The sequence below is a fragment of the Massilia sp. 05N420 genome (assembly GCF_056397205.1).
This window is the reverse complement of record NZ_JBFTMX010000010.1, coordinates 60,183-85,476: the sequence shown is the minus strand read 5'-3', so window position 1 is coordinate 85,476 and position 25,294 is coordinate 60,183. Positions and strand designations below refer to the sequence as shown.

Annotated in this window: 22 protein-coding genes; 13 read left to right on the top strand and 9 right to left on the bottom strand. The window is 64.0% G+C overall.

Annotated features, from left to right (window positions below; translation table 11 throughout):
• Positions 1–160 precede the first annotated feature (160 nt).
• The gene (locus AC1DIX_RS08330) at positions 161–2,671 is read left to right on the top strand and encodes a TonB-dependent receptor plug domain-containing protein (protein WP_477323502.1); all 2,511 of its coding nucleotides are present in this window, start codon (positions 161–163) and stop codon (positions 2,669–2,671) included.
• 92 nt (positions 2,672–2,763) lie between these two features.
• Here AC1DIX_RS08330 and AC1DIX_RS08325 read toward each other — a convergent pair whose 3' ends face one another.
• On the bottom strand, positions 2,764–3,231 hold the full coding sequence (locus AC1DIX_RS08325; RefSeq protein ID WP_477323500.1) for a hypothetical protein: 468 nt from the start codon (positions 3,229–3,231) through the stop codon (positions 2,764–2,766).
• Positions 3,232–3,260: 29 nt separating this feature from the next.
• Here AC1DIX_RS08325 and AC1DIX_RS08320 point away from each other — a divergent pair, with 29 nt between their 5' ends.
• The 4 genes from AC1DIX_RS08320 to AC1DIX_RS08305 all read left to right on the top strand — a co-directional run bounded on the left by AC1DIX_RS08320 (position 3,261) and on the right by AC1DIX_RS08305 (position 8,033).
• Positions 3,261–4,565, top strand: coding sequence for an SDR family oxidoreductase (locus AC1DIX_RS08320; protein ID WP_477323498.1), 1,305 nt, complete (start codon positions 3,261–3,263; stop codon positions 4,563–4,565).
• Positions 4,565–5,032: a DUF2269 family protein gene (locus AC1DIX_RS08315; protein ID WP_477323496.1), complete on the top strand. Its 468-nt coding sequence runs from the start codon at positions 4,565–4,567 to the stop codon at positions 5,030–5,032. The genes AC1DIX_RS08320 and AC1DIX_RS08315 overlap by 1 nt, the downstream gene beginning before the upstream one ends.
• Positions 5,033–5,062: 30 nt before the next feature.
• The gene (locus AC1DIX_RS08310) at positions 5,063–6,823 is read left to right on the top strand and encodes a DUF885 domain-containing protein (RefSeq protein WP_477323494.1); all 1,761 of its coding nucleotides are present in this window, start codon (positions 5,063–5,065) and stop codon (positions 6,821–6,823) included.
• A 193-nt stretch (positions 6,824–7,016) separates the two neighbouring features.
• Positions 7,017–8,033, top strand: a complete 1,017-nt coding sequence (locus AC1DIX_RS08305; RefSeq protein WP_442121286.1) for a zinc-dependent alcohol dehydrogenase family protein — start codon at positions 7,017–7,019, stop codon at positions 8,031–8,033.
• A 33-nt stretch (positions 8,034–8,066) separates the two neighbouring features.
• On the opposite strand, the gene AC1DIX_RS08300 is transcribed toward AC1DIX_RS08305, so the two are convergent.
• Positions 8,067–8,843 carry a glutaminyl-peptide cyclotransferase gene (locus tag AC1DIX_RS08300; protein ID WP_441935165.1) on the bottom strand — a complete coding sequence of 259 codons (777 nt, stop codon included), beginning with the start codon at positions 8,841–8,843 and terminating at the stop codon, positions 8,067–8,069.
• Positions 8,844–9,072: 229 nt separating this feature from the next.
• On the opposite strand from AC1DIX_RS08300, the gene AC1DIX_RS08295 reads away from it, so the two are divergent.
• Both AC1DIX_RS08295 and AC1DIX_RS08290 read left to right on the top strand, forming a co-directional pair.
• A complete protein-coding gene (locus AC1DIX_RS08295) occupies positions 9,073–9,498 on the top strand; it encodes a DUF7684 family protein (protein ID WP_477323491.1) in 426 nt (141 codons plus the stop codon).
• 149 nt (positions 9,499–9,647) lie between these two features.
• Positions 9,648–10,664, top strand: coding sequence for an XdhC family protein (locus AC1DIX_RS08290; RefSeq protein ID WP_477253405.1), 1,017 nt, complete (start codon positions 9,648–9,650; stop codon positions 10,662–10,664).
• A gap of 1 nt (position 10,665) precedes the next feature.
• Here the strand turns inward: AC1DIX_RS08290 and AC1DIX_RS08285 are convergent, their stop codons facing one another.
• Positions 10,666–11,247, bottom strand: coding sequence for a LysE/ArgO family amino acid transporter (locus AC1DIX_RS08285; RefSeq protein WP_477323489.1), 582 nt, complete (start codon positions 11,245–11,247; stop codon positions 10,666–10,668).
• Positions 11,248–11,385: 138 nt separating this feature from the next.
• On the opposite strand from AC1DIX_RS08285, the gene AC1DIX_RS08280 reads away from it, so the two are divergent.
• On the top strand, positions 11,386–12,276 hold the full coding sequence (locus tag AC1DIX_RS08280) for a LysR family transcriptional regulator ArgP (RefSeq protein WP_477323487.1): 891 nt from the start codon (positions 11,386–11,388) through the stop codon (positions 12,274–12,276).
• On the opposite strand, the gene AC1DIX_RS08275 is transcribed toward AC1DIX_RS08280, so the two are convergent.
• The gene (locus tag AC1DIX_RS08275) at positions 12,204–12,671 is read right to left on the bottom strand and encodes a hypothetical protein (protein ID WP_477323485.1); all 468 of its coding nucleotides are present in this window, start codon (positions 12,669–12,671) and stop codon (positions 12,204–12,206) included. The genes AC1DIX_RS08280 and AC1DIX_RS08275 overlap by 73 nt on opposite strands.
• Before the next feature lie 76 nt (positions 12,672–12,747).
• Between AC1DIX_RS08275 and AC1DIX_RS08270 the strand changes: the two genes are divergently transcribed.
• Positions 12,748–13,107, top strand: a complete 360-nt coding sequence (locus AC1DIX_RS08270; RefSeq protein WP_477323482.1) for a MerR family transcriptional regulator — start codon at positions 12,748–12,750, stop codon at positions 13,105–13,107.
• A 98-nt stretch (positions 13,108–13,205) separates the two neighbouring features.
• Positions 13,206–13,877: a beta/gamma crystallin-related protein gene (locus AC1DIX_RS08265; RefSeq protein WP_477323479.1), complete on the top strand. Its 672-nt coding sequence runs from the start codon at positions 13,206–13,208 to the stop codon at positions 13,875–13,877.
• Between the two features lie 20 nt (positions 13,878–13,897).
• Here the strand turns inward: AC1DIX_RS08265 and AC1DIX_RS08260 are convergent, their stop codons facing one another.
• Positions 13,898–14,341 (bottom strand): hypothetical protein, encoded by a 444-nt coding sequence (locus AC1DIX_RS08260; protein ID WP_477323476.1) that lies wholly within the window; start codon positions 14,339–14,341, stop codon positions 13,898–13,900.
• A gap of 219 nt (positions 14,342–14,560) precedes the next feature.
• Between AC1DIX_RS08260 and AC1DIX_RS08255 the strand changes: the two genes are divergently transcribed.
• Together AC1DIX_RS08255 and AC1DIX_RS08250 are read left to right on the top strand one after the other, a co-directional pair.
• Positions 14,561–17,392 carry a type VI secretion system Vgr family protein gene (locus AC1DIX_RS08255; protein WP_477323474.1) on the top strand — a complete coding sequence of 944 codons (2,832 nt, stop codon included), beginning with the start codon at positions 14,561–14,563 and terminating at the stop codon, positions 17,390–17,392.
• Positions 17,393–17,410: 18 nt separating this feature from the next.
• Positions 17,411–19,609 carry a hypothetical protein gene (locus AC1DIX_RS08250; RefSeq protein WP_477323472.1) on the top strand — a complete coding sequence of 733 codons (2,199 nt, stop codon included), beginning with the start codon at positions 17,411–17,413 and terminating at the stop codon, positions 19,607–19,609.
• Here AC1DIX_RS08250 and AC1DIX_RS08245 read toward each other — a convergent pair.
• The 3 genes from AC1DIX_RS08245 to AC1DIX_RS08235 are packed head-to-tail and all read right to left on the bottom strand — an operon-like array spanning position 19,602 to position 22,275.
• Positions 19,602–20,558 carry a formylglycine-generating enzyme family protein gene (locus AC1DIX_RS08245; protein ID WP_477323470.1) on the bottom strand — a complete coding sequence of 319 codons (957 nt, stop codon included), beginning with the start codon at positions 20,556–20,558 and terminating at the stop codon, positions 19,602–19,604. The two genes, AC1DIX_RS08250 and AC1DIX_RS08245, sit on opposite strands and share 8 nt — an antisense overlap.
• A 29-nt stretch (positions 20,559–20,587) precedes the next feature.
• Positions 20,588–22,003 carry a hypothetical protein gene (locus tag AC1DIX_RS08240; RefSeq protein ID WP_477323467.1) on the bottom strand — a complete coding sequence of 472 codons (1,416 nt, stop codon included), beginning with the start codon at positions 22,001–22,003 and terminating at the stop codon, positions 20,588–20,590.
• 8 nt (positions 22,004–22,011) lie between these two features.
• A complete protein-coding gene (locus AC1DIX_RS08235) occupies positions 22,012–22,275 on the bottom strand; it encodes a PAAR domain-containing protein (RefSeq protein ID WP_477323465.1) in 264 nt (87 codons plus the stop codon).
• Positions 22,276–22,421: 146 nt separating this feature from the next.
• Here AC1DIX_RS08235 and AC1DIX_RS08230 point away from each other — a divergent pair, with 146 nt between their 5' ends.
• On the top strand, positions 22,422–22,757 hold the full coding sequence (locus tag AC1DIX_RS08230; RefSeq protein ID WP_477323463.1) for a hypothetical protein: 336 nt from the start codon (positions 22,422–22,424) through the stop codon (positions 22,755–22,757).
• A gap of 41 nt (positions 22,758–22,798) precedes the next feature.
• Here the strand turns inward: AC1DIX_RS08230 and AC1DIX_RS08225 are convergent, their stop codons facing one another.
• Complete coding sequence (locus AC1DIX_RS08225; RefSeq protein ID WP_477323461.1) at positions 22,799–25,294, bottom strand: type VI secretion system Vgr family protein; 2,496 nt, start codon at positions 25,292–25,294, stop codon at positions 22,799–22,801.

Genomic DNA, 25,294 nt, shown 5'->3' with positions numbered 1-25,294 from the left:
GTTCCCGCGCAGGTGGGAGCGACGGATTGACAACTCTTACACCTTCCTGACGTGCGCCCCCTGTTGCGTAATTGCATCTGCGCAACTTGGGCTAATTGACAACGGTAAACATGCCGGACAGTATCGTTGAAAAGCGCATCCCAACAAGAAGGAACAAGAGATGAAACAACGATTTGCACCGGAAAAGACCGTACTCGCCTTATCGATCGCCTCGCTGTTCGCCGGCGCCGCCGCGCAGGCACAGGAAACAGGGGATGCCGCCAGCCCCAGCGCCACATCCGGTGCCACCGCCACCGTGGTGGTGACCGGCACCCGGGTGGCCAACCGCACCGCCCTCGACACCGCCTCGCCGGTGGACATCATCTCCGCCGAGTCCCTCAAAACCACCGGTTCCACCGAACTGAACCAGGCGCTGTCGACGGCCCTGCCTTCGCTGAACTTCCCGCGTCCCTCGCTGACCGACGGCACGGATACCATCCGCCCGGCCACCCTGCGCGGCATGGCGCCGGACCAGTCGCTGGTGCTGGTCAACTCGAAGCGCCGCCATGCTTCCTCGCTGGTCAACCTGAACGGCAGCATCGGCCGCGGCTCGGCCTCGGTCGACCTGAACACGATCCCCTCGAGCATGGTCAAGACGATCGAGGTGCTGCGCGACGGCGCCGCCGCCCAGTACGGCTCGGATGCGATCTCGGGCGTGGTCAACGTCCGCCTGCGCACCGACCGCAGCGGCGGCGAAGGAACCGTCGTGTACGGCGCGCACAAGACCGAGTACGACCTGCTGAACGACGCCGCTCCGGCCGGCGCGTCCTGGACCGCGCCGAACTCGCGCAAGCGCACCGACGGCCAGACCACCACCGTCAGCGCCTGGAAGGGCCTGCCCTGGGGCGAAACCGGCTACATCACCCTGGCCGCCGAATACAAGAACCAGGAACACACGGAACGCGCCGGCTACGACATGCGCCAGCTGTATCCGAAGGTCGGCACCGCCTACGACCCGCGCGAGCTGACCATCAACCGCTTCGACGCCTGGTACGGCGAGCCCGAGGTCAAGCAGTCGACCCTGTTCGTCAACGCCGGCAACAACATCACGGCCGACGTCAAGGTCTACGGCTGGGCCAGCTACCAGAAGCGCGACGCCCGCTCGGCCGGCTATTTCCGTACGCCGCAGGACGTGCGCAATATCCCGTCGATCTATCCGGACGGCTTCCTGCCGATCATCGCGCCGACCGTCGACGACTACAGCGCCGCCGCCGGCGCGACCTGGACCGCCGGCGACTGGGACATGGACGCCTCCATCGTCTATGGCAAGAACAAGCTGAGCTACGAGATCCAGAACACCCTGAACCGCTCGATCGGCCCGACCAGCAAGACGGTGTTCGACGCCGGCGGCTTCGGCTACGACCAGACCGTGCTGAACCTGACCGGGGTGCGCAAGGTGGACGCCGGCGGCCTGGCTTCGCCGCTGAACGTGGCGGTCGGCCTCGAGGCGCGCCGCGAAGGCTACCAGCTGAACGCCGGCGAACCGGATTCCTACCGCTACGGCGGCGTGGTGCTGGCCAACGRCACCCCGGCCGCACCGGGCGCCCAGGTGTTCCCGGGCTTCCGTCCGGCCAACGCCACCGACGCCAGCCGCAACGCGGTCGGCGCCTTCGTCGACCTCGAAGCGAACGTCACCGACCAGCTGCTGGCCTCGGTCGCGGTACGCGGCGAGCATTACTCGGACTTCGGCAACAACCTGTCCGGCAAGCTGTCGGCGCGCTACGATTTCAACAAGACCTTCGCCCTGCGCGGCGCGGTGCAGAACGGCTTCCGCGCGCCCTCGCTGCAGCAGCAGAACTTCACCTCGACCTCGACCAACTTCATCAACGGCGTGCCGTTCGAGATCACCACCTTCAAGCCGACCGATCCGGTCGCGGTGGCGCTCGGCGCCAAGCCGCTGAAGGCCGAGAAGTCGACCAACTACTCGCTGGGCGCGGTGCTGCGCCTGGATCCGCTCACGCTGACGGTGGACGCCTACCGCATCAACGTGAGCGACCGCATCATCCTGTCGGAGAACCTGACCTCGACGGCGGTGCGCAATTACATCGTGGCGCAAGGCTTTACCGGCGTGGGCGGCGGCCGCTTCTTCATCAACGGCGTCGACACCAAGACCACGGGCGTCGACATCGTCGCCAACTACCCGCTGAATCTGGGCGCCAGCGGCCGTTTCGACTTCACCCTGGCCGGCAACTTCAACAAGACCGACGTCACCAAGGTGCCGACCACCGCCCAGCTGGCGGCCCTGAACCCGGCGCCGGTGCTGTTCGACCGCCTGAACGTGCTGACCCTGGAGAAGGGCCAGCCGAAGAACAAGATCACGGCAAGCGTGAACTGGAAGCTGGCGCAGTGGGGCGTGACCGCGCGCGCCACCCGCTACGGCGAAGTGCTGTCCCCGGGCACCACCCAGGCCTTCGACTTCCTGATCCACCCGCATACCATCGTCGACCTCGAGGCGCGCTACGCCGTCACGCCGAAGCTGAGCCTGGCCCTCGGCGCGGACAACCTGTTCGACCAGTATTCGGAAACGCTGCCGCCGTCGCTGAACACGACGAGCAATACGCCGTTTGCGAACTACACGCCGTTTGGTACGGGTGGGCGGTATATCTACGCGCGGGCCAACTACAGCTTCTGAGTCGACCGTCACCCATGAACCGTCGTTCCCGCGCAGGCGGGACGACGGTGTGGCCGCCTTTTCCCATCTCGCTTACACTCCCTTTCAAGCGATCACCCGCGCCGGCACAGCATCGCCCCCAGCGCCAGCCCGACACCGAAGGCGCCATAGACCACGGCCAGCGCCGGCGGCGACAGGTGTTTTTCGTAGCCGGGCTTGAGCCGGTCCGGCGTAAGCCGGTAGTCCACGAAGCAGGCCACGGCCGAGGCCGCGGTGCCGACGCCCAGCGTGAGTGCGGGGTTCTTGCGGTCGAGCACTTCGCCGCACAGGCGCTCGAAGATCACCGACCAGAACGTCGCGCTGCCATGGTGGATCAGGTAGCCGGGAAGGGTGTAGCGTGCCGACAGTTCGTGGTGATCGGCTGCCCTGTCGCCCCAGAGCCAGTGGCTGACGGCATTGGTCGGCGCATAGGCGCTACCCGCTTCGCGCTTGCCGAATGCGGCGAGGACCGCGGTCGACAGCAGGCTGGAGGTGACGCCGCCGACCAGGCCGCGCTGGAATGCAGTTTTCCATGGTTCCATATCGTCCTCGATGCAAGAAAGGGAAATGAATGCGGATTCTGCTGACGGGAGCAAGCGGATTCATCGGGCAGCACCTGCTGCAGGCACTGCTGGCGGAAGGCCACGAGGTCGTCTGTGCGGTGCGCCGGGTAGAAAAGACCGACGATCCGCGCCTGTCCTTCATCCATGCCGACTTCACGAAAGATACCGATAAATCCGTCTGGCTGGCGCGCCTGTCGGGCATCGAAGCCGTCATCAACACGGTCGGCATCTTCCGCGAAAGCGGGGCCCAGACCTTCGACAGGCTGCACGTGCGGACGCCGCGCGCGCTGTTCGCGGCCTGCGCCGAATCGCACGACGTGCATATGGTCGTGCAGCTGTCCGCGCTGGGCGCCGACCAGGAGGCCGACACCGCCTACCACCTGTCGAAGAAGGCCGCCGACGACTACCTGGCCGCGCTGCCGGTACGCGCCGCCATCGTCCAGCCCTCGCTGGTCTACGGCAGCGACGGCGCCAGCGCGCGCGTGTTCAAGGCGCTGGCCTCGATGCCCTTCACGCTCCGCTTCGGCGACGCGCCCCAGCTGGTGCAGCCGGTCCACGTCGACGATGTCGTCGCCGCCATCGTCGCCCTGCTGCGCCGGCGCCTGTATCTCGACCAGGACCTGGGTCACGAGGGCAGCGCCCGGCGCATTCCGCTCGCCGGCCCCGATGCGCTGCCTTTTACCGACTACCTGGCGGCCCTGCGCGCCTCGATGGGCATGGGACGGCTGCGCGTGCTGCGCCTGCCCGGCGGCGTCGCGCGCGGGCTGGCCCGCTTCGGCCGCTGGCTGCCGGGCGGCCTGCTCGATCCGGAAACGCTGCGCATGCTCGACCGCGGCAACAGCGGCGACCCCGGACCGCTGCTGCGCCTGCTGGGGCGGCCGGCGCGTCCGATTACCTCCTTCGTGCTGGAGCCGCGCGCCGAACGTGCGCGCGCCAGGCTGGATTGGCTGCTGCCGATCCTGCGCATCAGCATCGCGCTGGTGTGGATCGTCACCGCCATCGTCTCCGCCTTCGTGTATCCGGTGGCGGACAGCTATGAACTGCTGGCGCGCACCGGCATCCCGGCCGAACTGCGGCCGCCGATGCTGTACGGTGCGTCCGCCTTCGACCTGCTGCTGGGCCTCGGCATCCTGTTCCTGAAACGCCGGCGCTGGCTATGGCTGGCACAATTGGGCCTGATCGGTTTCTATACCGTGGTGATCGCGTGGAAGCTGCCCGAATTCCTGGTCCACCCCTACGGGCCGCTCACGAAAAACCTGCCGATGCTGGCCGCGATCTGGCTGCTGTACCAGGTCGAAGATGAGGAAAACTGATGGACTACGTCGTCGTGAAATGGCTGCACATCCTGTCGTCGACCTTCCTGTTCGGCACCGGCATCGGTTCGGCCTGGTACATGCTGTTCGCGAATTTCAGCCGCGACGTGCGCGCGATCGCCGTGGTCAGCAAGTACGTGGTGATCGCCGACTGGCTGTTCACGGCCACCACCGCGATCCTGCAACCGGCCACCGGCTTCTACATGATCCACCTGGCCGGCTATCCGCTGCATAGCAAGTGGATCATGTGGTCGCTCACGCTCTACGTGCTGGCCGGCGCCTGCTGGCTGCCGGTGGTGTGGCTGCAGACGCGCCTGCGCGATATCGCGGCGGCGGCGGTGCGCAGCGGCGCCGCGACCTTGCCGCCGCTGTACTGGAAGTACTTCAAGACCTGGGTGGCGCTGGGCGTGCCGGCCTTCGTCGCCTTCGTCTTCATTTTCTGGTTCATGGTCAGCAAGCCGGTCTAGAATGCGGGATCTCTTTTCCAAAGGATGGTCATGTCCCGCTTCAAGCTCGGTCTTGCCCTGGTTCTCGCATCCGGCAGCGCATTCGCTGCTCCTCCTGCCTGGGTCGCACGCAGCGACGCCTACGCCCAGCCGGTCCTGAAGGATACCGGCAAATACCACCCCGAAGACTCCACCTCGCTGGGCGACGAAAGCTTCGACACCATGGTCGCCGACTACAAGCCGCGCGACTACGAGCGCGAGCTGGCCGACACCGAAAAACGCCTGCTCGAACTGCGCCGCCAGCGCGCGGGCGAGAAGGATCCGAAGGTGGGGCAAGACCTCGACATCCTGATCGACTCGCGCGAAAAGCAGATCACCTCCATGAAGCTGGAACGCCAGTACCTGCTGGACTACACCAATGTGGGCGAACTGGTGTACGGCGGCCTGCGCGCCCTGCTCGACCCCCGCAACAAGCCGGAGCGCCAGAAGCTGGCCCTGGTGCGCCTGAAGCGCTACGCCGGCAAGGAGAACGGCACCACGCCGATCGCCACCCTGGTGCGCGCACGCACCGAGGAGCGCCTGGCGAACAAGTCCCTGATCGGGCCGTATGTCGGCGAAGTCGAGGATGGGCTGAACAACAACGCCACCTACCTGGACGGCATCGAGGACCTCTTCAGGAAGGCCAAACTCAGCGGCTGGGAAGCCGACTTCGCGACGCTGCGCCAGCAGGTGAACGACTACGACGCCTTCGTGAAGAGCCGCATCCTGCCGCGCGCGCGCAAGGACGTGCGGCTGCCGGAAGCGGTCTACGTGAATCGCCTGCGCAACGTCGGCGTCGACATCGCGCCGGAGCAGATGATCGAGCGCGCCAGCTTCGACTTCCAGGAGGTACGCGACCAGATGCAGGTGGTGGCCAACACCATCGCCTCCCAGCGAGGCCTGCAGTCCAGCGACTACCGCGACGTGATGCGCGAGCTGAAGAAGACCTCGATCCCGCCGGACCAGCTGCTGTCCTTCTACCGCGAGCGCCTGAAGGACATCGAGGGCATCATCCGCCAGCACGGGCTGGTGACCCTGCCCACGCGCGACGCGAATATCCGCACCGCGACCCCGGCCGAAGCGGCGCGCACGCCGGCGCCCTTCATGAACCCGCCGCGCATGATCGGCAATACCGGGGAGTACGGCGAGTTCGTGATCCCGCTGTCGAACCCGAATGCGAAGTCGAAGGAAAAGATGAACGACTTCGACTTCGCCGCGATGTCCTGGACCCTGGCCGCGCACGAGGCACGTCCCGGCCACGAGCTGCAGTTCGCGTCGATGGTGGAGCAGGGCATGTCGGTGGCGCGCGCCCGTTTCGCCTTCAACAGCACCAACGTCGAAGGCTGGGGCCTGTATTCGGAAGCGCTGGTGCTGCCCTATATGCCGCCGGAAGGCCAGCTGGTGTCCCTGCATGCGCGCCTGCTGCGCATGGCGCGTGCGATGCTCGACCCGCAGATCAACCTGGGCCGCATGACGCCGGCACAGGCCAAGGATTTCCTGATGAAGGAAGTGGTGCTGTCGGAGCCCTTCGCGCAGTCGGAAGTGGACCGCTATTCCTTCCGCAGCCCCGGCCAGGCCACCGCCTACTACTACGGCTACGTGAAGCTGCGCGCGCTGAAGACCCTGGCCGAGATCGAACTGGGCGAGCGTTTCAATTTAAAAGCCTTCAACGACTTCATCATCGCCCAGGGCATCCTGCCGCCGAAGCTGATGCGCGAAGCGGTGCTGCGCGATTTCATTCCGGCGCAGAAAGCGATGGTGGCGGCCAACTGATCGTCACCTGAGCGGCCAGGCGAGCGGTGCGCCGGCGGCCCCGGGCTTTGGGTATTCAGACACGGGCTCGTCCTGCCGCAGGACGGGCCTTTTTTTCGTGCGCCGTCCAACTGATCATTGAGTCCACAATGATGTCCCCGGCCGTGCGGGCGCCGATGTCCGCTGCCGCAACATCGATGGATGGAGAGCAATGATGCGGGCTTACCAGATTCTTCCCGGCGATGGCATCGACGGGCTGCAGTGCGTGGATTTTCCCGAGCGTGAACTGGGCATGGGCGAAGTGCGCGTGCGCGTGCATGCGGTGTCGCTGAACTACCGCGACCTGATGGTCGCGAGCGGTAACTACCTGGTCACCGTCGACGACCCGATCATTCCCTGCTCGGACGGCGCCGGCGAAGTGCTGGCGGTGGGGGCGGGCGTGAGCCGGGTGCAGGTCGGCGACCGCGTGGCCGCATCCTTCTTCCCTTACTGGCAGGACGGTCCGACCGGGCCGGACAAGATCCGCCACGCGCTGGGCGGCGACATCGACGGCATGCTGGCCGAAGAGGTCGTGCTGTCCGAAGACGCGCTGGTGAAGATCCCGCCGGGGATGAGCTTCGTCGACGCCTCGACCATGCCCTGCGCCGGCGTGACCGCCTGGAATGCGATCTTTGTGTCCAGCAACGAGGTCCGTCCCGGCGACACCGTGTTGCTGCTGGGGACCGGCGGCGTCTCGGTGCTCGGCCTGCAGCTGGCGAGGGCGGCCGGCCTGCGCACCATCATCACCTCGTCCAGCGACGAGAAGCTGCAGCGCGCCCGCGAACTGGGCGCGCACCACACCGTCAACTACCGCACCTTCCCGGAATGGCAGGAAGAGGTGCTGCGCCTGACCCACGGCGCCGGCGCCCACGTGGTGCTGGAAGTGGGCGGGCAGGGCACCGTGAACCGCTCGGTATCCTCATGCGCGATGGGCGGTACCGTCGCCATCATCGGCGGCGTCAGCGGCTTCGGCGGCGAAGTCAATCCGGCCACCCTGCTGGCCAGCGCCAAGCGCATGGTCGGTATCTTCGTGGGCAGCCGGGCCATGCTGGAACAGGTCATGCGCTTTGCCGACACCAGCGGCCTGCAGCCGGTGGTCGACCGCGTGTTCACCTTCGACCAGGCGCGGGAGGCCTACCGCCACATGGAATCGGGCTCGCACTTCGGCAAGGTGGTGATCGCGGTAAGGTAGGGTGGGCGCTGCGCGCCCACGCGTGAAGCCGGCTCAGCGCCGGATCTGGACCAGCTCGATCTCGAACAGCTTCGGCCACAGCTTGCCCGTCACATAGAGCTTGTGGTGCTTGTCGTCGTATGCGATGCCGTTCAGGACCGCATCCACATTGCCCGTGCCGCGCTGGGCCGGCGGCAGCAGGCCGGTGAGGTCGATCCAGCCGACCACGTTGCCGCTGGCGGGGTCGATGCGCGCGATCACGTCCGTGCCCCAGACGTTGGCGTACAACTCGCCGTCCACCATCTCGAGTTCGTTGAGCTGGACGATCGGCTTGCCCTCGGCCGTCACGCGGATGCGGCGCCGCTCTTCGAGCGTCTTCGGATCGAGGATGCGGATCTCGGCGCTGCCGTCGCTCATGTAGACGTTTTTCGCATCGCTGGCCAGGCCCCAGCCTTCGCCCTTGTAGTTGAAGCGGCCCTTCAAGGTGAAGGTTTTCGCATCGAAGATGAAGCCGACATTCGACTGCCAGGTCAGGTTGACGATGGTGTTGCCGACCGGAGTCGAGCCTTCGCCGAAGTATTCGTCGGCCAGCTCCTTCTTCTGCAGCACCTTGCCGGTCTTGAGATCGACCCGGCGCAGCGAGGACTGGCCCTTCTGGCCGGTACTCTCGAACAGCTGGCCATCCTTGATGAACAGGCCCTGGGTAAACGCCTGCGGGTCGTGCGGGTAGGTGTTCTTGACCACGAAGCCATAGACGGGAATGGCGGCCTGGGCGAAGTTCGTGCCCGCAAGGAGGGCGGCGGCAAGCGCGAAGGATGCGGATTTCTTCAAGGTGGAGACTCCTGGATCGGTGACGGCAAAGAACCTGTCCCGGTGGGCGGGGGACGCGCATGGCGATGCATGGCAAGCGCGGGCAAGGCGCGAGGAGGCCGCATGGCGAGCCATGCAACGACGAGCAACGCCGCCCGCGCTTGTCAGGCGCGCCAGGAGCGACTCCCGCCTACCCGGACAGGTTCATAGTATGCCAGCAACGCGCCGCCGATGTTAAGCTTGCGCCATCATGCAAAAGAAGATCCTCACTTACCTGCAGCTGCCGCCCGGCGGCGAAGCACCCGCCCTCGATCACCTGTCTCCCTTCCTCGCCATCGTGCTGGCCGAGGAAGAGGTCACGGAACTCTGGCAGGCGGAGATCAGCCGCTGGCTGGTGGCGTCCGGCTGCCGTTACCTGCTGGCCTGGGGCAAGGATTGCGAAGCCTGGCACGACATGGTCGAGGATGCGGCGCTGGAAGCCTTCGACTACGAGGACGTCCCCGAGGAGCACAAGGTGATCGCGACCTGGCACGAGGACGAGGACCGCGAAGAAGTGTTCTGGTTCGCCAAGCACCGCGCGGCCCACCCCAGCCACAGTTTCAAGGCCACCGTGATCCTCGATATCTCGGCGCGCAACCGGAAGGACGAGATCGAGGCGGAGTACACGGACGCCTAAGTACTTGGCCAGAAATAAATGTGAATTTTGGCAGCCAAAAACACATTTATTTTTGGGCGAGTACTTAGGCCCAGCCGTCCGGAGCGTGTTTTCGTTTTGCGTTAGCATGCGGTCTGCAATCGCTTCAACACGCTGGAAAAGGAAACGGAATGGACAGTATCGACCTCGAAGTGCTGCACGCCTGCGCGCAATGGATCCGTGACGGCGTCCCGTGCGAGTACGTGACCGTGGTGCGCACCTGGGGTTCGAGCCCGCGGCCGGAAGGCGCGACCATGGCCATCCGCGCCGACGGCCTGGTGGTCGGTTCCGTCTCCGGCGGCTGCATCGAGGACGACCTGATCGCGGCGGTGCGCGAGCATGGCATCACGCGGACCAGGCCGGAAGTGGTCACCTACGGCATCTCGGCCGACGAAGCCCACCGTTTCGGCCTGCCCTGCGGCGGCACGATCCAGCTGGTGGTCGAGCCGCTCGGCCCGCACAGCCGCATGGATGAACTGCTGGCCCTGGCCCAGCGCCGCGTGCTGAGCCGCCGTACCCTGGACCTGGAATCCGGTGCGGTCGAGCTGTCGTCGGCATCGCCCGACGACCAGCTGCGCATGGCGGACGGCAGCCTGGTGAGCGTGCACGGGCCGCGCCTGCGCATGCTGATCATCGGCGCCGGCCAGCTGTCGCAGTTCCTGGCCCAGATCGCGATCGGACTCGAATACCAGGTGACGGTGTGCGACCCGCGCGAGGAATACCGCGGCAGCTGGAGCCTGCCGGGCGTGGAGGTCGTGCATGCGATGCCGGACGACCTCGTGCTCGAGATGAAGCTGGACAGCCGCAGCGCCGTGATCGCGCTGACCCACGATCCCAAGCTGGACGACCTGGCCCTGATGGAAGCGCTCAAGACCGACGCCTTCTACGTGGGCGCGATCGGCTCGCGCGTGAACAATGCGCGGCGCCGCGAACGCCTGCGCGAATTCGACCTGAGCGAAGAACAGATCGCCAAGCTGCACGGCCCGATCGGCCTGTATATCGGCAGCAAGACGCCCTACGAGATCGCGGTGTCGATCCTGGCCGAGCTGACCGCGGTGAAGAACGGGGTCGCGCTGCCGGCCCAGATGTCGGTGGAAGGCGGCAAGGAATTGGCAGGGAAGCTGCCTCCCGATCCGCTGGCCGCCTGAATCAAGCTTCTCTCAGCAGCAGCACGGCCAGCACCAGCATGGTGGTGCCCGTGAAGGCTTCGATGGCGCGCCACACCGCCGGCCGTCCCAGCACGAAGGCGCAGCGGCGCGCGCCCAGGCCGAGCAGGGAAAACCACAGCAGCGAAGCCGTCATCGCACCCGCCGCGAAAGCGCCGCGGTGCCCGGCCGCCAGGCTGCCGCCGACCGCGCCCAGCAGCACCACGGTATCCAGGTAGACGTGGGGATTCAGCAGCGACATCGCCATTACCGTCACCAGGGCGCGGCGGGCGGTGGGCGCCTGCTGTCCCTCGTCCGCCGGTCCGGCGCCGGCACCGCGCCAGGCGCTCGTCCAGCAGCGCAGGCCGTACCACAGCAGGAACAGGGCGCCGCCATGGCGCGCCGCCGCCAGCAGCCATTCCGAGGATTCCACCAGCTGCCCGAGCCCCGCCATGCCGAGCCCGATCAGGGTGACGTCGACCAGGATGCAGGCCGCCACCGTCAACCCCACGTGCCGGCCGCTGACGCCGGTGCGGATCACGTGCGCGTTCTGGGCGCCGATCGGCATGATCAGGCTCGCGCCCATGCCCAATCCCTGTAGAAATACCTGCTGCGAAAACATGTTCGTCGATCCTCGATGCGTCAATATCGAGAGGATCAAGGCTCTGCGGTGAATCTTCAATTACATTAACGAAATCTAAGCTATCGTAAATTTCGCTAATCTATGAAGATCGATCCGCGCCGCAGCGAAGCCTTCCTGGCCGCCGTCGACAGCGGCAGCCTGGAAGCGGCCGCCCACCAGCTGAGCATCACACCTTCGGCGGTGTCCCAGCGCATTTCGGCGCTCGAGCACGATCTCGGCACGCCGCTGCTGATCCGCACCCGTCCCTGCCGCCCGACCGCGCCCGGCATGCGCCTGCTGCAGTTCCTGCGCCGGCGCGCCCTGCTGGAAGCCGAGTTCCTGGCCGAGGTCGAGAACGACGAGCTGCCGGTGCGGGTGCCGCTGGCGGTCAACAACGACACCCTGGCGACCTGGCTGCTGCCGGTGCTGGCGCCGGTGCTGGCCGCGGAACAGCTGCTGGTCGAATTCGTGCTGGACGACCAGTGGCACACGTTTACGCTGCTGGAGCAGGGCCGCGCCCTGGCCTGCATCTCCGGCGAACCGGAGCCGATGCGCGGCTGCACCGTGACGCCGCTGGGCATCATGCGCTACCGCCTGGTGGCATCGAAGGCGTTCGCGCGGCGCTGGTTCCCCGGCGGTTTTACGCGCGAGGCCGCCAGGAAGGCGCCGGTGGTGGTGTTCGACCGCAAGGATTCCCTGCAGGCGGCCTTCCTGCTGCAGCACTTCGGCCTGCCGGAAGGGGCGTATCCCTTCCACTACGTGCCGGCCAGCGATCCCTTCGCCGACGCGATCCGGCTCGGCCTGGGCTATGGCCTGCTGCCGCTGGAACAGTGTGCGGAACTGCTGAAGACCGAGGTGCTGGTCGACCTGACGCCCGACCTGCACCTGGACGTGTCCCTGCACTGGCATGCCTGGCGGATTCAGCCGCCGAGGCTCGAACGCATGGGCGCGGCACTGGTCAAAGGAGCGCGCGCGGTGCTGTTGCCATCCTGAGCGGCCGCCTCGTCGACGGGCAGCCATTGCACCACACCCCAGATAAATTCGGGCACTACGAACAGCCACAGCAGCGGCGCGCCGGTGTGGACAAGTGCCCAGGTCATCCACATCGAAAACAGGAAGCGGCCGACGCCGTCGTAGCGCCCGTACAGCGCCGCCGTCGCATGCAGGCGCAGCACGCTCCAGACCAGCACCACGCTGCCCATCATGCAGGCTAACAGGATGTGGAAGGGAGAAAAGGCCGGCAGCGCGGCGCCGCCCAGCCACTGGTTCACGGCGGACAGGTGCTCGTGCGCCAGGGCGAAGGTCCAGGGCGTGGCGAAGCAGGCGGTGAGCAGCAGATCGTACCAGGCGCTGGCGCGGACGATCTTCAGGTAGGTGTTCAGGTTCATGATATCTCCTTGGGTTGGTTCCAGAGATCATCAACCGTGGAGTACACTCCAGGGTCAAGCCCTTTTGTGAACGCCCATGAAAATCGGAGAACTGGCATCCGCCACCGGCCTGAGCCGGGATACCCTGCGCTTCTATGAAAAGCGCGGCCTGCTGCAGCCTCGCCGCCGCGACAACGGCTACCGGGATTACCCGCCCGAGGCCGTGCAATGGCTATGCTACCTGCGCAGCGCCCAGCAGCTCGGCTTTACCCTGGCCGAGATCGAAGCCGGGATGCCGCTGCTGGCGACGCCCGAGAACTCCGCACAGGAGCTGCAAGAGGCGCTACGCCGCAAGCTGGCCGACATCGACGCCCGCATCGCCGGCCTGACCATGCTGCGCGCCGAGCTGGCGCGCGAACTGGACGAGCCGGGCGCCGCCTGTCCGCTGCAGCAGTAGAAATTTGTTACAAAGCCATGTCCTCGTGCTACTCTCCTGCCGCGTTGAATACGCAGGCGCCGGCATGGGCGCACAGAAAACGCATCGATGGAGATCACATGAAACGCCTGTTAGCTGCCGCCGCCGTGCTGGCCACCTTTGCCCACGCCGCCTTTGCCGGCGAGATCACGCTGTTCACCGATAGTAACTTCCGCGGCCCCAGCGTCACCATCAACCGCGACGCCTACAACCTGGCCGACATCGGCTTCAACGACCGCGCCTCGAGCATCATCGTGCGTTCGGGCGTCTGGCAAGTCTGCGAGGACAGGGATTTCGGCGGCTACTGCGCCGAGTTCGGCCCCGGCGAATACCGCGAACTGCCGCGCTTCAACGACAGCATTTCCTCGCTGCGGGAAGTCTCGCGCGGCGGCCGCGGCTACGACCGTGACGACCGCCGCGGCGGCCCGGGCTGGCGCGGGGATCGTGAAGAGCGCCGCGGCGACTGGCGCGATGGACGCGATGAACGCGGCGGCCCGCGCGGCGGCGACGCCGTCCAGCTGTTCTCCGGCCAGCGCTTCGAAGGCCCGGCCGTCAGCCTGTCCGGCGATGTCCGCTCGCTGAACGACGTCGGCTTCAACGACCGCGCCGGTTCCATCATCATCTACGAAGGCCGCTGGGAATTCTGCGAACATGGCGACTTCCGCGGCCAGTGCGTGGTGTACGGCCCGGGCCGCTATCCCTTCCTGGAAGGGATGAACAACCGCATTTCGTCGATGCGCCGCGTGCGCTGAGCTCTCTGAGCGTTACGCGCTCAGGAAAAGACGCCGCTGCGCGGAGCGGCTTCGCCTTCAAGCAGCGCGCGCAGGGTAAAGCGCAAGGGGTAAATGCCGCCGGGAGGCTTGCCGAGCTCGCTGGCGGTGCTGGTCTTGTACCTGAGCGGCGTTTTCGCGCCGTGCGCGGCATACACGTAGGCGCCGTCGGCAAGCAGGCCGGCGCCATCGAACGCGATCTCCTCATCGGTCGACAGGGCAACGACGCCGACGAAAGGCGTGCCGTCGGCGGCCACGAAATCGGCCGCAACCGATAGCGAAAGCGCGTCGCGCGGAATCGTGGCGCGTTCAAGCGGCCGGATCCAGGTCTCGTCCTGCGCGTCGTCCACCTCCTCATCCATGGCAAATTCCCAGATCGCAAACGCTTCCAGATCCTCGGAAGTGAGGGCATCGATCGGTTTGCGGGTCTGCAGTGTGGTTTCCATCGATGTTCACTCCTGATGAATTGATGAATGGATGGTGGACGACGACGCGATCCAGGCCGGTGGCTGGGTGCGGGCATCCGAGCAGTGTAGAGCGGAAATGGCAAGGTTGCAATAGGGCAACTATGGATGTTCTGGCCTGAATCAAAGCGTCTTGCGAGCAGTCAATAGAGTCCAAGTAAATCCGGCTTCAAATGCTTCCGTTACCGCCCGAGAGCATTCATGCCTGCACAATTTTCTGCCTTCTTTTCCGACACCGCCCAGACAAGCCGCCTGCTGCGCCTGCACACGTGCCTCGGTCCCGACCGGCTGCTGGCCGAATCGATGCGCGGCGAAGAAGCCATCGGCGAAGGGTATGCGTTCACGATCACTGCCCTGTCGCTGGATGCCGGCATCCCGCTGCGCACCCTGATCGGCCAGCCGGCCCTGCTCGAGCTGCTGACTGTCGACGCCGGCATGCCGCGCCCCTTTCACGGCTACCTGGCGGCGGCGGAACTGAACGGCGCCAATGGCGGCATGGCCCGCTATACGCTGAGTCTGCAGCCATGGAGCGCCTTTCTGGCGCATACCCGCGACAGCCGCATCTTCCAGGACATGAGCGTGCCCGACATCGTCGACACGGTTCTCAAGGCCTGGCAGGGACGTGGCCGGCTGGCTCCCGACTGGCGTTTCGATCTCGCCGATCCCGGCAGCTATCCGAAGCGCAGCCTGACCACGCAGTACCAGGAAAGCGACCTCGCGTTCATCGAGCGCCTGATGAGCGCGGAGGGCCTGTTTTATTACTTCGAGCATGAAGGCGATCCAGGCAGCCCGCGACTGGGCAGTCATCGGATGGTGATCGCCGACCACAATGGCGCCTTCCTCGCCAACCTCCAGTCGGCCGTGCGCTACACCCAGCCGGGCGCGGTGATGAAGGAGGACAGCATGGACCGCTGGCGCTGCGAAGTGCGGCAGCAGACGAATGCGATCGAACTCGCCAGCTGGGATTACCGCAGTCTCGATCGCCGTCCCGTCTTCTCATCCTCGATGCGCTCAAGGGAAGAGGAACTGGCGCAGCGCGACATGCCGGGACAGTACGCCTATCCGAACCGCAGCCACGGCCAGCGCCTGGCCGACCGCCGGCTGCAGCCCCTGGAAGCGCGCTGCGAGGTCTTCATCGGCGCCGGCACGGTACGCACCCTCGCGCCGGGAACGACATTCACGCTGTCGGGCCACGCCGTGCACGATGCGGAAGACGAAGACAAACGCCGCTTCCTCGTCACCCGCGCGCGCCACCTGATGCATAACAACCTGAGCGCCGAGATGAAGGCGGAGATCGCCGGTCGTCTTGGCGAGCCGCCGGCCTCGGATGGCAGGGCATACCTCGCCAGGCCCGGCGAACGTCCGCTGTACCGCAATCGCATCGACGCCATCCGCAGCAGCATTCCCTACCGCGCCTGTCCTTCATCGCATCCGCGGCCCACCATCCGCGGCCAGCAGACCGCCATCGTGGTCGGGCCGCCCGGCGCGGTCATTCACACCGACCGCGATCACCGGATCAAGCTGCAGTTCCACTGGCAGCGCGGCGCGGACAGCCACAATCGGCTGGACCATCCCCATCCCGACGGGCATACGGGAGCGCCTGGCGACGACAGCGCCGGCACCTGGGTACGCGTCGCCACGCCGCTGGCGCCGATCGCCGGTGCGAACTGGGGCAGCCACGCGCTGCCGCGCGTCGGGCAGGAAGTGCTGGTCGACTTCCTGGAAGGCGACATCGACCGCCCCGTGGTCATCGGCACGCTCTACAACGGCGCCGGCGCCCAGGACGCCCAGCACAACACCCGCAATCATGGCGCCGGTCCGGCGACCGGCAATGCGCCGCCCTGGTTCCCGGGCGAGGCCGGGGCACACGCGCATCCGGCCGTGCTGTCCGGCCTGAAAAGCCAGGCGATGCAGGCCAGCCAGCTTGGAACGAAAGCCTATAGCCAGCTGGTGTTCGACGACAGCCCCGGCCAGGCCCGCGTATCGCTGCAGCGGCATGCGAACGCCCACCAGGGCACGGCAGAGCTGAACCTTGGCCATGTGCGGCACCAGGCGGACAACCAGCGCCTCAAGACGGCCGGCCTTGGCGCGGAACTGAAGACCGCGCACGGGTTGGCCTTGCGTGCCGCGAAGGGCATGCTGCTGTCGGCGGATCGCCTGGCGGGTGGCGCGCAGATGGAGGCGCGCGGGGCGTGTGGACAGATCGATGCGAGCCGGGAGTTGCAGGAGAGTCTGGCGGGGACGGCGGGTAAGCACAATGCGGTGGTGAATGACGCAAGCGCCATCACCGGAATGAGGGACAGCGCCGAGGTGATCGGCACGATCGGCAAGGACACGTTTGCCTGGCCGGCGCCGCAGATTCAGCTTTCCAGTCCCGACGGCATCGTGGCCCTTACTCCGGCGGACGCAGTGCTGACGGCGGGCGCCACGACGACGATCTGCGCCGGCCAGGACATCGACTTTGCCGCACGAGGCAATGGCTATCGTGCCGCTGTCGCAGGGATCAGCCTGTTCACGTATGGCAAGGCAAACGCCAAGGACAAACCGAACCAGGAAACCGGGATCCTGCTGCATGCAGCAAGCGGCAAGCTGAGCACCCAAAGCCAGTCCGGCGAAACGCATCTCACGGCCGACAAATGCATCACGGTAGCGAGCATTGCCGCCAGCGTGAAGGCTGTCGGCAAGCAGCATGTACTGCTGACCGCCCAGGGCGCCTGCCTCAAGCTCGAAGCCGGCAACATCATGCTGCATGCGCCGGGGAAGGTGGAATTCAAGGCGAGCATGAAAGAGCTGGCCGGTCCAAAGGATGGGAGTGCCAGCGTTCCCGCGCTGCCTAAAGCCAGGGAAATCTATAACGAAGCTTTCGTCATCAGGAATGAAGAGACGAAAGAACCGATGGCCTACGTCCGCTACCGGCTGGAATCGGCCAGCGGCGTCACGATCGAAGGCATCACCGATGCCCTGGGACGCACCCAGCGCATTTTTACGGCAAAGAGGGAAGACCTCAAGCTGTACCTGCCCAAAGACGAGTGATATCCCTACCGGAGCGTCATGATGAGCGAATCGCTTGCTGCCGTTAAATCCACCCCGACGACCACGCCTCGCGACACCTATATCGAATTCGAGCATACGCTGACGGATGGGGTCCTGCTCTACCGTCCGGACGACAACTCTTTCATCGCACTCTATCCGGACGAGTGGCTGGAATGCCGCAAGGATGGGCATGAGAACAAGACCGCCATCGAAGAGCTGCAAGAAGCCAACCGGGCGGTCACCGAAAAATCCCTCGCGCTGCAGCACCTGCTGGAGCAACCGAATTCGGCGAAAGCCGACATTGCGCGAGCGCAGAAAGAGCTCGATGAAGCCCTGAATACCCTGTCTCAGAAAAGCGATGCGGCCAAAAAGCGGGTCGAGGCGATCACGAATCTGAAAACCGATCCGAAGAAACTGGTCGAATTGGTCCCGCTGACGATGAAGCGCATGGAGGGAAGAACGCATACGCCGATTTATGTTAGCGCCCAGTCCTTGAAGAAGGCCCTGGATGACAAACGCGTGTACATGGTCGATGGTTCGGCCGAGCGAAAAAAGGCCCCGAAAGAAAAGGTCTTCAACGGCACGACGCTTAATGTGCAAGAGGTCCGGAAACGCGTTGCGAGCCAGGTGCAGGATATAGCGAAGTTTGAGAAGAAATGGAAATGGGCGCCGAAAGATGCGGATCACTTCAGCGGCATCCTGACGGACTGGGCCAAGGTGATGGGGGCTTCGGCAACGAGCTTCCTGGAGCGGGGGCAGAAAGAAATCATCGAAGGCATCGTTGGCGCGGAAAAGAGCGACCCCAACAATCCTTACCGTGTTGTCGACATGAAGCCCGAAGCTCAGTTCCTGCGCTGGACAGCAGGCGCCGGCGCCGAAGCCACCTTTATGCCGTGTCAGGGCAATTTCTTCGACAAGCGCGACAAGAACATGGCCCAGCGCTTCAAACGGGCTGCAAAGGCCGCACAGTTCAGCATCAAGGCCAATGCCGAGGCTTCCTTTGCCGTGGGGGAAGCCAAGGTCGAGACCATCATGTATTTGCCGCATGCTGCGGGCTGGCATTTGGACACGACCGTCATTGATCAGCCGCTTGATCTTGGCTACTTCCGGCTGCGCGGTGACCTGACGTTATATGCACTCGCCGGAGCGAGTCTCGCACTTGAAGCAGGCGCTTCGTTGATGGTAACGGGAGATAAGCAGGGATTACGAGGCACACCAAAGAATCAGAGCGGTACCAAGGCCAAGATCGGGGCAAAGGGTGAAGTCAAATTATTTGCCGGGCTGAAGGAAGGGGTGAATCTGGCGGGAGCCTTGCAGTGGTTGAATCCGGAAGGGTTTGTTAACCCGGGAAAGCCCAAGAAGGCAGATATCAACAAGGCGATTGCAGCATATGTCGATATGGCGACAGTTAGCGCTGATGCAGCTCTAATTCAGGGACTTGCTGCGACGCTGGGTTTCGAATGCGCTTATCGTAACGGGAATTTTGTGATTGCTGCGAAAGCAGGAGCGTGCTTAGGTTTGGGAGGCTCGGGCAGTGTAGGCGCAAACGTTGGCTTAGAGCAAATTGCTCAATTTTTCATGTGCATCGCTCATCAATTAAAACAATCTGATTATAAGAAAATTCCTCAGTTGATTGGCGAAGCTGATTTTTACATATTTAATCAAATTTTGTATCTCACCACTGCTACAAGCAGATCACTTGAGAGTTTTTTTAGAGTCAAAGCGAGCATGATTGAAAACATGTATAACGAAACCAGTTCAGCAATCCAACAAGCCGGGGCGCGGTTTATTAAAACAATAGAAGATGGATTAAAATCCGGCTGGRGTTGGCATTCATATTTACCGCCGGAGTCGCGAGGCGCATTAATCAAAAGTCTTATTGAAGCGTCCAAGACATCCAGCGTAACAAATGATGATCTGCGAAAATCTGCTGCATTTTCAATTAACGAAATACTGAYGACAGCACAATCAGCCAGGCATCTCAACAAGACCCTTGAGCGAGTTACGTTCTCGATTGGTCAGAAATCAGATCCAAATCAAGCAGTTCAGTCAATTAATTCGATCACTGTGGGAACGACTTTCGAGAACTGTGTTACCCGCTGCGAGGTTCGACTAGCGGCAGCAAACCCTCTAAAAGGGAGGCCATTCCTTCGTAATGACGATCCTGATTTTCGAGTTGCAGAGTTTCCACTCCATCATCCCGGATATTTTACTTAGATTTCTTTGCTCCATCAGTAACACAGCGAAAATTCTGATCTATATAGCCAGAATAACCGGAAAATGGCACCTCGACTCTTTTTTCATAATCAAAGCCATTTGGATAATTTTCATGCTGTGGCTGCGGTATCGCCGATGTTCTCATGAATACCATTGCCGAAATTTCAGCATACCCTCCCACACTGCCCCGCAATACTTTCTTAAGTCCGTTAGCGGGTCCGGGAGGGTTGCTTTTCGGCGAGTTTTTATAATATTCCTCATCAAACCAGTCGTTGACCCATTCTCCGCTATCCTCAGACATACCGTATAGGCCAGCTGGGTTAGGAGGAAATCCTCCGACCTCCGGCGGCGGCGGTTGCTTTATCTCGTGACGCCAATCCTTTGGAAAGTTCCGAGGACGATCGATTTTCCCATTATCGGTAGCGAATAGAACACGTTTTCCACCTGATCGGGCGGCATATTCCCATTGCGCTTCTGTGGGCAAATCGAATGACAGTTTGGTCAACTTTCCCAGCCATTGACAATATGCCTTGGCCCCATACCAGCTGACCCCAGCAGGACGTCTGGGCTGCCGGCTACCAATACTGAATTTGTCCATATTGATACGTTCATTGCCAGTCACGTCCGTGAATACATCGAAGTCGTCATACGTCACTTTGTAAGCCATCATCGAAAACCCATCCAAGGTCACCTTGTGCAAAGGACGTGACCAGGCATCAGGATCGTAATGCTGACCAGTTTCAGTCCCCCAATCCCCCATCTCGAAAGTGCCACCCTTCAGCGGACGTAATGAACTCTTCACCTTCGCGATCAACGCCTTGATGCGCGCGTCAAGATCGGCATTCGAAGGCCGCTGCCCTGGCGACGTGTCCGCTCGAGCCGACACTGTGCTGGCCTGCAATCCAGTAGACAAGATCAGAGCGCTGATGAATACGGAAGTACGCTTCATGGGCCAATACCTTTAAAAATCGGTGAGCCTCAGGAAGGAAGTTCAGAAGATCGCACCAGCGCAACCATCCTGCGATACGGATCTTCATTACCGACACAAAGGACCGGCGCACCACGCTCAAGCGCGAAATGCCGCCCCAACGCCAGCGCAGCAAAAAATCGAACCGCCCCACATCTCCCGCTGGCGACGCCAACACGGACCACGTCATCCGTTTCGTCCAGTCGGGGTAACCCGGCCGCTTTAAGCGCCAACAGTTCGAGTACGCGGCTCGGGCGCTGGCCAGTATCGGCCATTACCATCGCCACATCGGAAGCATCGATCCCACTGCGTTGGAAAGCACGTTCCGACAATTCCCCCAGCAAGCTGGAATCGACACGCTTGGTCTCGTCGGCCGACGAATCCAGATGCGCCTCCTCGATTCCATCCAGCACCGCAATCATCGAAGATTCGGCCAAGCTGAGCTGATCCGTTATCAGAAGCCCGACCGCGCCTTCGCCCGGAATATGTCCGTGAGGTTGTGTTGACGTGAACAGGGAACCATTCGCCGCCCAGCGCGCTACCGACTCGTCGCCAATATGCGAAGCAAACGCCACGACCATGGCGATCAATGGCGCATTCTCTGCACCAGCACTGTGGGCCAGCCGATTGATTACCGCCGACGGAGACACATCGTCCGCAAGCGCAGGGGGTTCCGTCGTCACGATGACATGGTCGCTTGGCCAGCCGTAGCGTGCCACGGTCTGCTTGAGCCACATGCCGGCCGCGCGACCTTGTGCGGCATCCCATTCAGCCGGCAATAACGGTATCAGTTGCAGCCTTGCCTGCGTATCCACCTGGTACAGGATTGGTCCCGCAGCCTGTGCGGCCAGTTCGGCAACCACGGCGCTTGCCAGCGTCAACGCACGCCATTGCTCGTCATTGAACCGCAGTCCGGTCATGCCATTCAGGGCCAGCCATTCCCCGATTTCATCCTGCAGCGTTTCGTCCACGGCGTGATTGCAGCGCGCCGCCATGATGGGAAAACCATCCTCATCGACCAATTCCCTGTCGAGATCGGCGCGCGCCTTGTTATCGGTGATGGCCGAGGCCAATTCGTCGGGTGATGCGCCATGCGGCAACCGCAGCGAAGCCGCCAATATGGCCAGCGGACGGGTTTGCGACGGTGCAGCCGATGCTTTTGCTGGCGTGGAGACGGCGCTAGCGGCTGGCGCGGCGACCGGTCGGGCAATCAGCTTTTGGCCAATGAAGCCAATCAGCACCAGGCAGGCCGGCAAGCCGAGCAGGTAGAGCAGCAACTCACCCGTTGCCGGGTTCGCTTTGGTCGTGCGCCAGTAAACGATCGCGCTTCCCCAGCAGGCGACAACGATAAATGTAGTCAGAAAAAGGGATTTGAGCCAGGAAGGTAGAACGCGCTCACCGGCTGGCAGGGCAGGATGTGTGGACATCGTCGCGCTCAGATCTTGTCGATGGTGGTTTGCTGACCTGCGATCAGGACAGCGCCGCAAGAAGTCTTGTCGCCGTCGCGCGCGGCCGGCTTGCCGTCGACGATCAAGGTCGTGTCTCCGCTGGCGATCGTGACCGTGCCATGCTTTGAACAATTGACCTTGTCACCCATGCGGGCGATGCCGACGCCATCGATATCGCTGTATGGCGAGGCTTCGATGACGCTGCCGCCGTGGGAGATCTTGTCACCGAATCTGATCAATGGTCTTGCCATATGAATCTCCTCTCAAAACATTCCACATTTAATAGTGACTCGTGGCAATCGCCATGACGTCGCGCAAGTATCGAATTTAGCGCTGCTATATCTTGGCAAGCCTTGGTCCCTGTTGAAAAACCCCGATCACCTGCATGGAGGCGCACATGAAATATCCAAAATTGCTGCTGTTACTTCCCCTGCTGGGTTCCTTGGCCGGCTGCGGAAAACCAGTTCCAAAAGAAAAATTCTTGTATGTCGGCGAGTGGCAAGAAAAGGCGATGTATCTGCTGATTACGCAAGACGGCTCCGTCAAGTACAAACGTTTAAAGGACGGTGGCACGACCTCAGTGGATGGCCCACTAAAAGGGTTCAACGGAGACAATTTCGAAGTAGGGTTGGGCCCCATGGCGACGACTTTCGTCGTAAGCAAACCGCCGTATCAAGACGGCGTGCAGTGGAAAATGGTCGTCGATGGCCTCGAGCTGACGAAAACCGATTAATCCCTGAAGCTGCCGGCACAACGGAACCCGCATCCGAATACCTACGCTTTGCCGCCAGGGAGAGGCGCCAGCACCGCAGGCGCACTCTCCCCGCCCTCAAACAAATGCTGCCCACCCTTCACACTGAACTTCCCTGGGCAGGCAAACGTAATATCCCCACCCGCCAGCGTCACCGTCGCCGGCCCCGCCTGCAGCACGATCTTGTCCCTGGCCTTGATCTCGATGCCGTCGTTGACGGAAATGACCGTCACCGCCCCTTCCGCCAGGATCTCCAGCTGGTCCGTATGCGCCTGCAGCGACACCGGCCCGTTGCCGGCGATAGCCTGGATGCCGCCGCCGTGCGTGAACAGGCCTGCGGCCTGGCCGGCCACCGAGGACACCGTATGCGCCGCCGTCATGTGCAGGTTCGATTGCGTGGTCCAGTGCAGCTGCTGTCCGGCGTAGATGACGGTGGAGGCAGGCGTCGCCCAGTTGATGCCGGCGGCCGCATCCATCAGCACGATCGCCGCGCCGAACTTTTCCACCGGCTGCTCCGCATCCAGCTCGCGCATGCCCGCTTGTGCTTTCAAGGCCGGCTGTCCGCCGACCGCGCCGGCATACCTGCCCTTCGCCTGCGGATCGATCTGCTCGTTGAAGTCCGCCTGCGCCTGCGCCGCCTCCTTGCTGAACAAGGCCTGCTGCTGGGAGGCCGCGCCGGCCATCGCATCGTTCAGCGAACGCGCGCCCTTGAACAGCGAGAGCGCCTCTGCCGCATCCATCTGGGTCGACGCGCCCTCGGCACGCGCACTGGTCGACAGCAGCACGCCTTCGCCGCCGCGCAGGACGGCCCAGGCATCGGTGCGCAGTTCGAAGCCGCTGCCGCGAAAGCGTCCGCGCTGGGCCGAGCCGGGCGGCTGGTCGACCAGGTAGCCGAGGTTCAGCTGGGTCGCCGCACTGCTGGTGGCCAGGCGCATGCGCAGCTGGCCCTGCGTGTCGTCGAGCTGCCACTGGTTCCAGCCGCCGCCGTCGAAGTTATGGGTGTGGATCCCGGACAGCACGCCCGCATGCTTGATGCCGGAATCGACGCCGGCCGCGAACGGCGGCGGGTCCGATCCGGTGTAGAGCTGGGCGACGATCACGGGGCGGTCGATGTCGCCTTCGATGAAGTCGACCAGCACTTCGGTGCCGATGCGCGGCGTGAACTGCGTGCCCCAGTTGGGCCCCGCCAGCGCTTCCGCCACGCGCACCCAGGTGCCCGAGCTGTCGTCGCCGGGGGCGCAGCCTTCGGGGTCGCTGTTGTGGGCCAGGCCGCCGGGGTTCGGATTGCGCCCGCGCTGCCAGGGAAACTGGATCCTCACCTGGTGGTCGCGCGTGGTGGTCGCCACCGCATCGGGCAGGCCGACCACCAGCGCCGTCTGCGGTCCGGGTGCGGTGCACGGCTGCGGCGCGGTCACCGCATCCGGGATGATGGCGGCCACGTCGCGCACGCATGCGAAGGTATTGCGGTAGATGCCGTCGATACCGGCCGGCCGCAGGTTGTTGCGCGCCTGATGGCGCACCCACAGCACGACGAAGGCGTTCTCTCCCTCCGGATAGCGCTCGTGCTGGCTCAGGTTGAACGCGTACCCGGCCGCCAGCCGGCGCACCGAGCCCGCGCCTTCGAAACGCTTGTTGTCCAGCTCCAGCGCCTGCAGCATCAGCCGGCAGTGCCGGCCGGCTTCGTCGCTGCTGGCTGCGATGCGCTCGCCGCTGCCGTCATAGATCGCCATCCCGGGCAGCTCGCCGGCATCCAGGTGGGACTGCTGCTCCGCGCCCGGCGCCATCAGCTGCGACGGAGCCCAGCTGCTGATGGCGACGCCATTGGCCGCGACCTGGCGCCGCGCGCCGAAGACGTCGATGCTGTCGTCCTGCTCGGTGGCGCGCACGCCGTGGAAGCGGATGGTGTCGCCGCCCGGCGTGGCGGGCGCCGGCGCCTTGCCGTCGAAGATGAGCAGGCGGTGTCCATCCTGGTCGTGCTCGAAGCGCCAGCTCAGGCCCTCCGAGGCCAGTACCCGCATGAAGAAGGCGAGATCGCTCTCGCGGTACTGGGTGCAGACCGGGCGCGTGGACAGCGGCTGCGTCAGGTCGAAGTCGAAGCGCAGCTGTGGATAATCCGTCAGCAGTTCGGTGACGATGTCGCGCGCGTTCTTGTCCTGGAAGATGTAGCTGTCGCGGCGCAGCGCCAGCAGGGACAGCGCCGGCTCCAGCCGCAGGCGGTAGCGCGCCATGCCGCCATCCGCGCCCGTCCATGAAGCCTGGGTGCACAGGCCGTGCCAGGCGCGCCGGCTGCCGTCCGGCTTCAGGATCGCCACGCTGAGTGATTCGCCGATGAAGGGCGACAGTTCGAGATCGGCCGACACGCTCAGCGCATCGATGTCGAAGCAGAACAGTTCGTTGACGCCCTCACGGCCCGTGAAGCGCTCCACCACCAGCGATTCGGGCAGATCGCCATCCTGTGCGCTCGCAAGCGTGATGAGCCGCGCGTGCTGGCTCAGTCCTTCGCCGAAGACGCTACCCAT

Coding starts and splice junctions, on each gene's coding strand:
- AC1DIX_RS08325 (WP_477323500.1), bottom strand. CDS start 3,231: ATGGAACCATGGAAAACTGCATTCCAGCGCGGCCTGGTCGGCGGCGTC.
- AC1DIX_RS08320 (WP_477323498.1), top strand. CDS start 3,261: ATGCGGATTCTGCTGACGGGAGCAAGCGGATTCATCGGGCAGCACCTG.
- AC1DIX_RS08315 (WP_477323496.1), top strand. CDS start 4,565: ATGGACTACGTCGTCGTGAAATGGCTGCACATCCTGTCGTCGACCTTC.
- AC1DIX_RS08310 (WP_477323494.1), top strand. CDS start 5,063: ATGTCCCGCTTCAAGCTCGGTCTTGCCCTGGTTCTCGCATCCGGCAGC.
- AC1DIX_RS08305 (WP_442121286.1), top strand. CDS start 7,017: ATGCGGGCTTACCAGATTCTTCCCGGCGATGGCATCGACGGGCTGCAG.
- AC1DIX_RS08295 (WP_477323491.1), top strand. CDS start 9,073: ATGCAAAAGAAGATCCTCACTTACCTGCAGCTGCCGCCCGGCGGCGAA.
- AC1DIX_RS08290 (WP_477253405.1), top strand. CDS start 9,648: ATGGACAGTATCGACCTCGAAGTGCTGCACGCCTGCGCGCAATGGATC.
- AC1DIX_RS08285 (WP_477323489.1), bottom strand. CDS start 11,247: ATGGGCGCGAGCCTGATCATGCCGATCGGCGCCCAGAACGCGCACGTG.
- AC1DIX_RS08280 (WP_477323487.1), top strand. CDS start 11,386: ATGAAGATCGATCCGCGCCGCAGCGAAGCCTTCCTGGCCGCCGTCGAC.
- AC1DIX_RS08275 (WP_477323485.1), bottom strand. CDS start 12,671: ATGAACCTGAACACCTACCTGAAGATCGTCCGCGCCAGCGCCTGGTAC.
- AC1DIX_RS08270 (WP_477323482.1), top strand. CDS start 12,748: ATGAAAATCGGAGAACTGGCATCCGCCACCGGCCTGAGCCGGGATACC.
- AC1DIX_RS08265 (WP_477323479.1), top strand. CDS start 13,206: ATGAAACGCCTGTTAGCTGCCGCCGCCGTGCTGGCCACCTTTGCCCAC.
- AC1DIX_RS08260 (WP_477323476.1), bottom strand. CDS start 14,341: ATGGAAACCACACTGCAGACCCGCAAACCGATCGATGCCCTCACTTCC.
- AC1DIX_RS08255 (WP_477323474.1), top strand. CDS start 14,561: ATGCCTGCACAATTTTCTGCCTTCTTTTCCGACACCGCCCAGACAAGC.
- AC1DIX_RS08245 (WP_477323470.1), bottom strand. CDS start 20,558: ATGAAGCGTACTTCCGTATTCATCAGCGCTCTGATCTTGTCTACTGGA.
- AC1DIX_RS08240 (WP_477323467.1), bottom strand. CDS start 22,003: ATGTCCACACATCCTGCCCTGCCAGCCGGTGAGCGCGTTCTACCTTCC.
- AC1DIX_RS08235 (WP_477323465.1), bottom strand. CDS start 22,275: ATGGCAAGACCATTGATCAGATTCGGTGACAAGATCTCCCACGGCGGC.
- AC1DIX_RS08230 (WP_477323463.1), top strand. CDS start 22,422: ATGAAATATCCAAAATTGCTGCTGTTACTTCCCCTGCTGGGTTCCTTG.
- AC1DIX_RS08225 (WP_477323461.1), bottom strand. CDS start 25,294: ATGGGTAGCGTCTTCGGCGAAGGACTGAGCCAGCACGCGCGGCTCATC.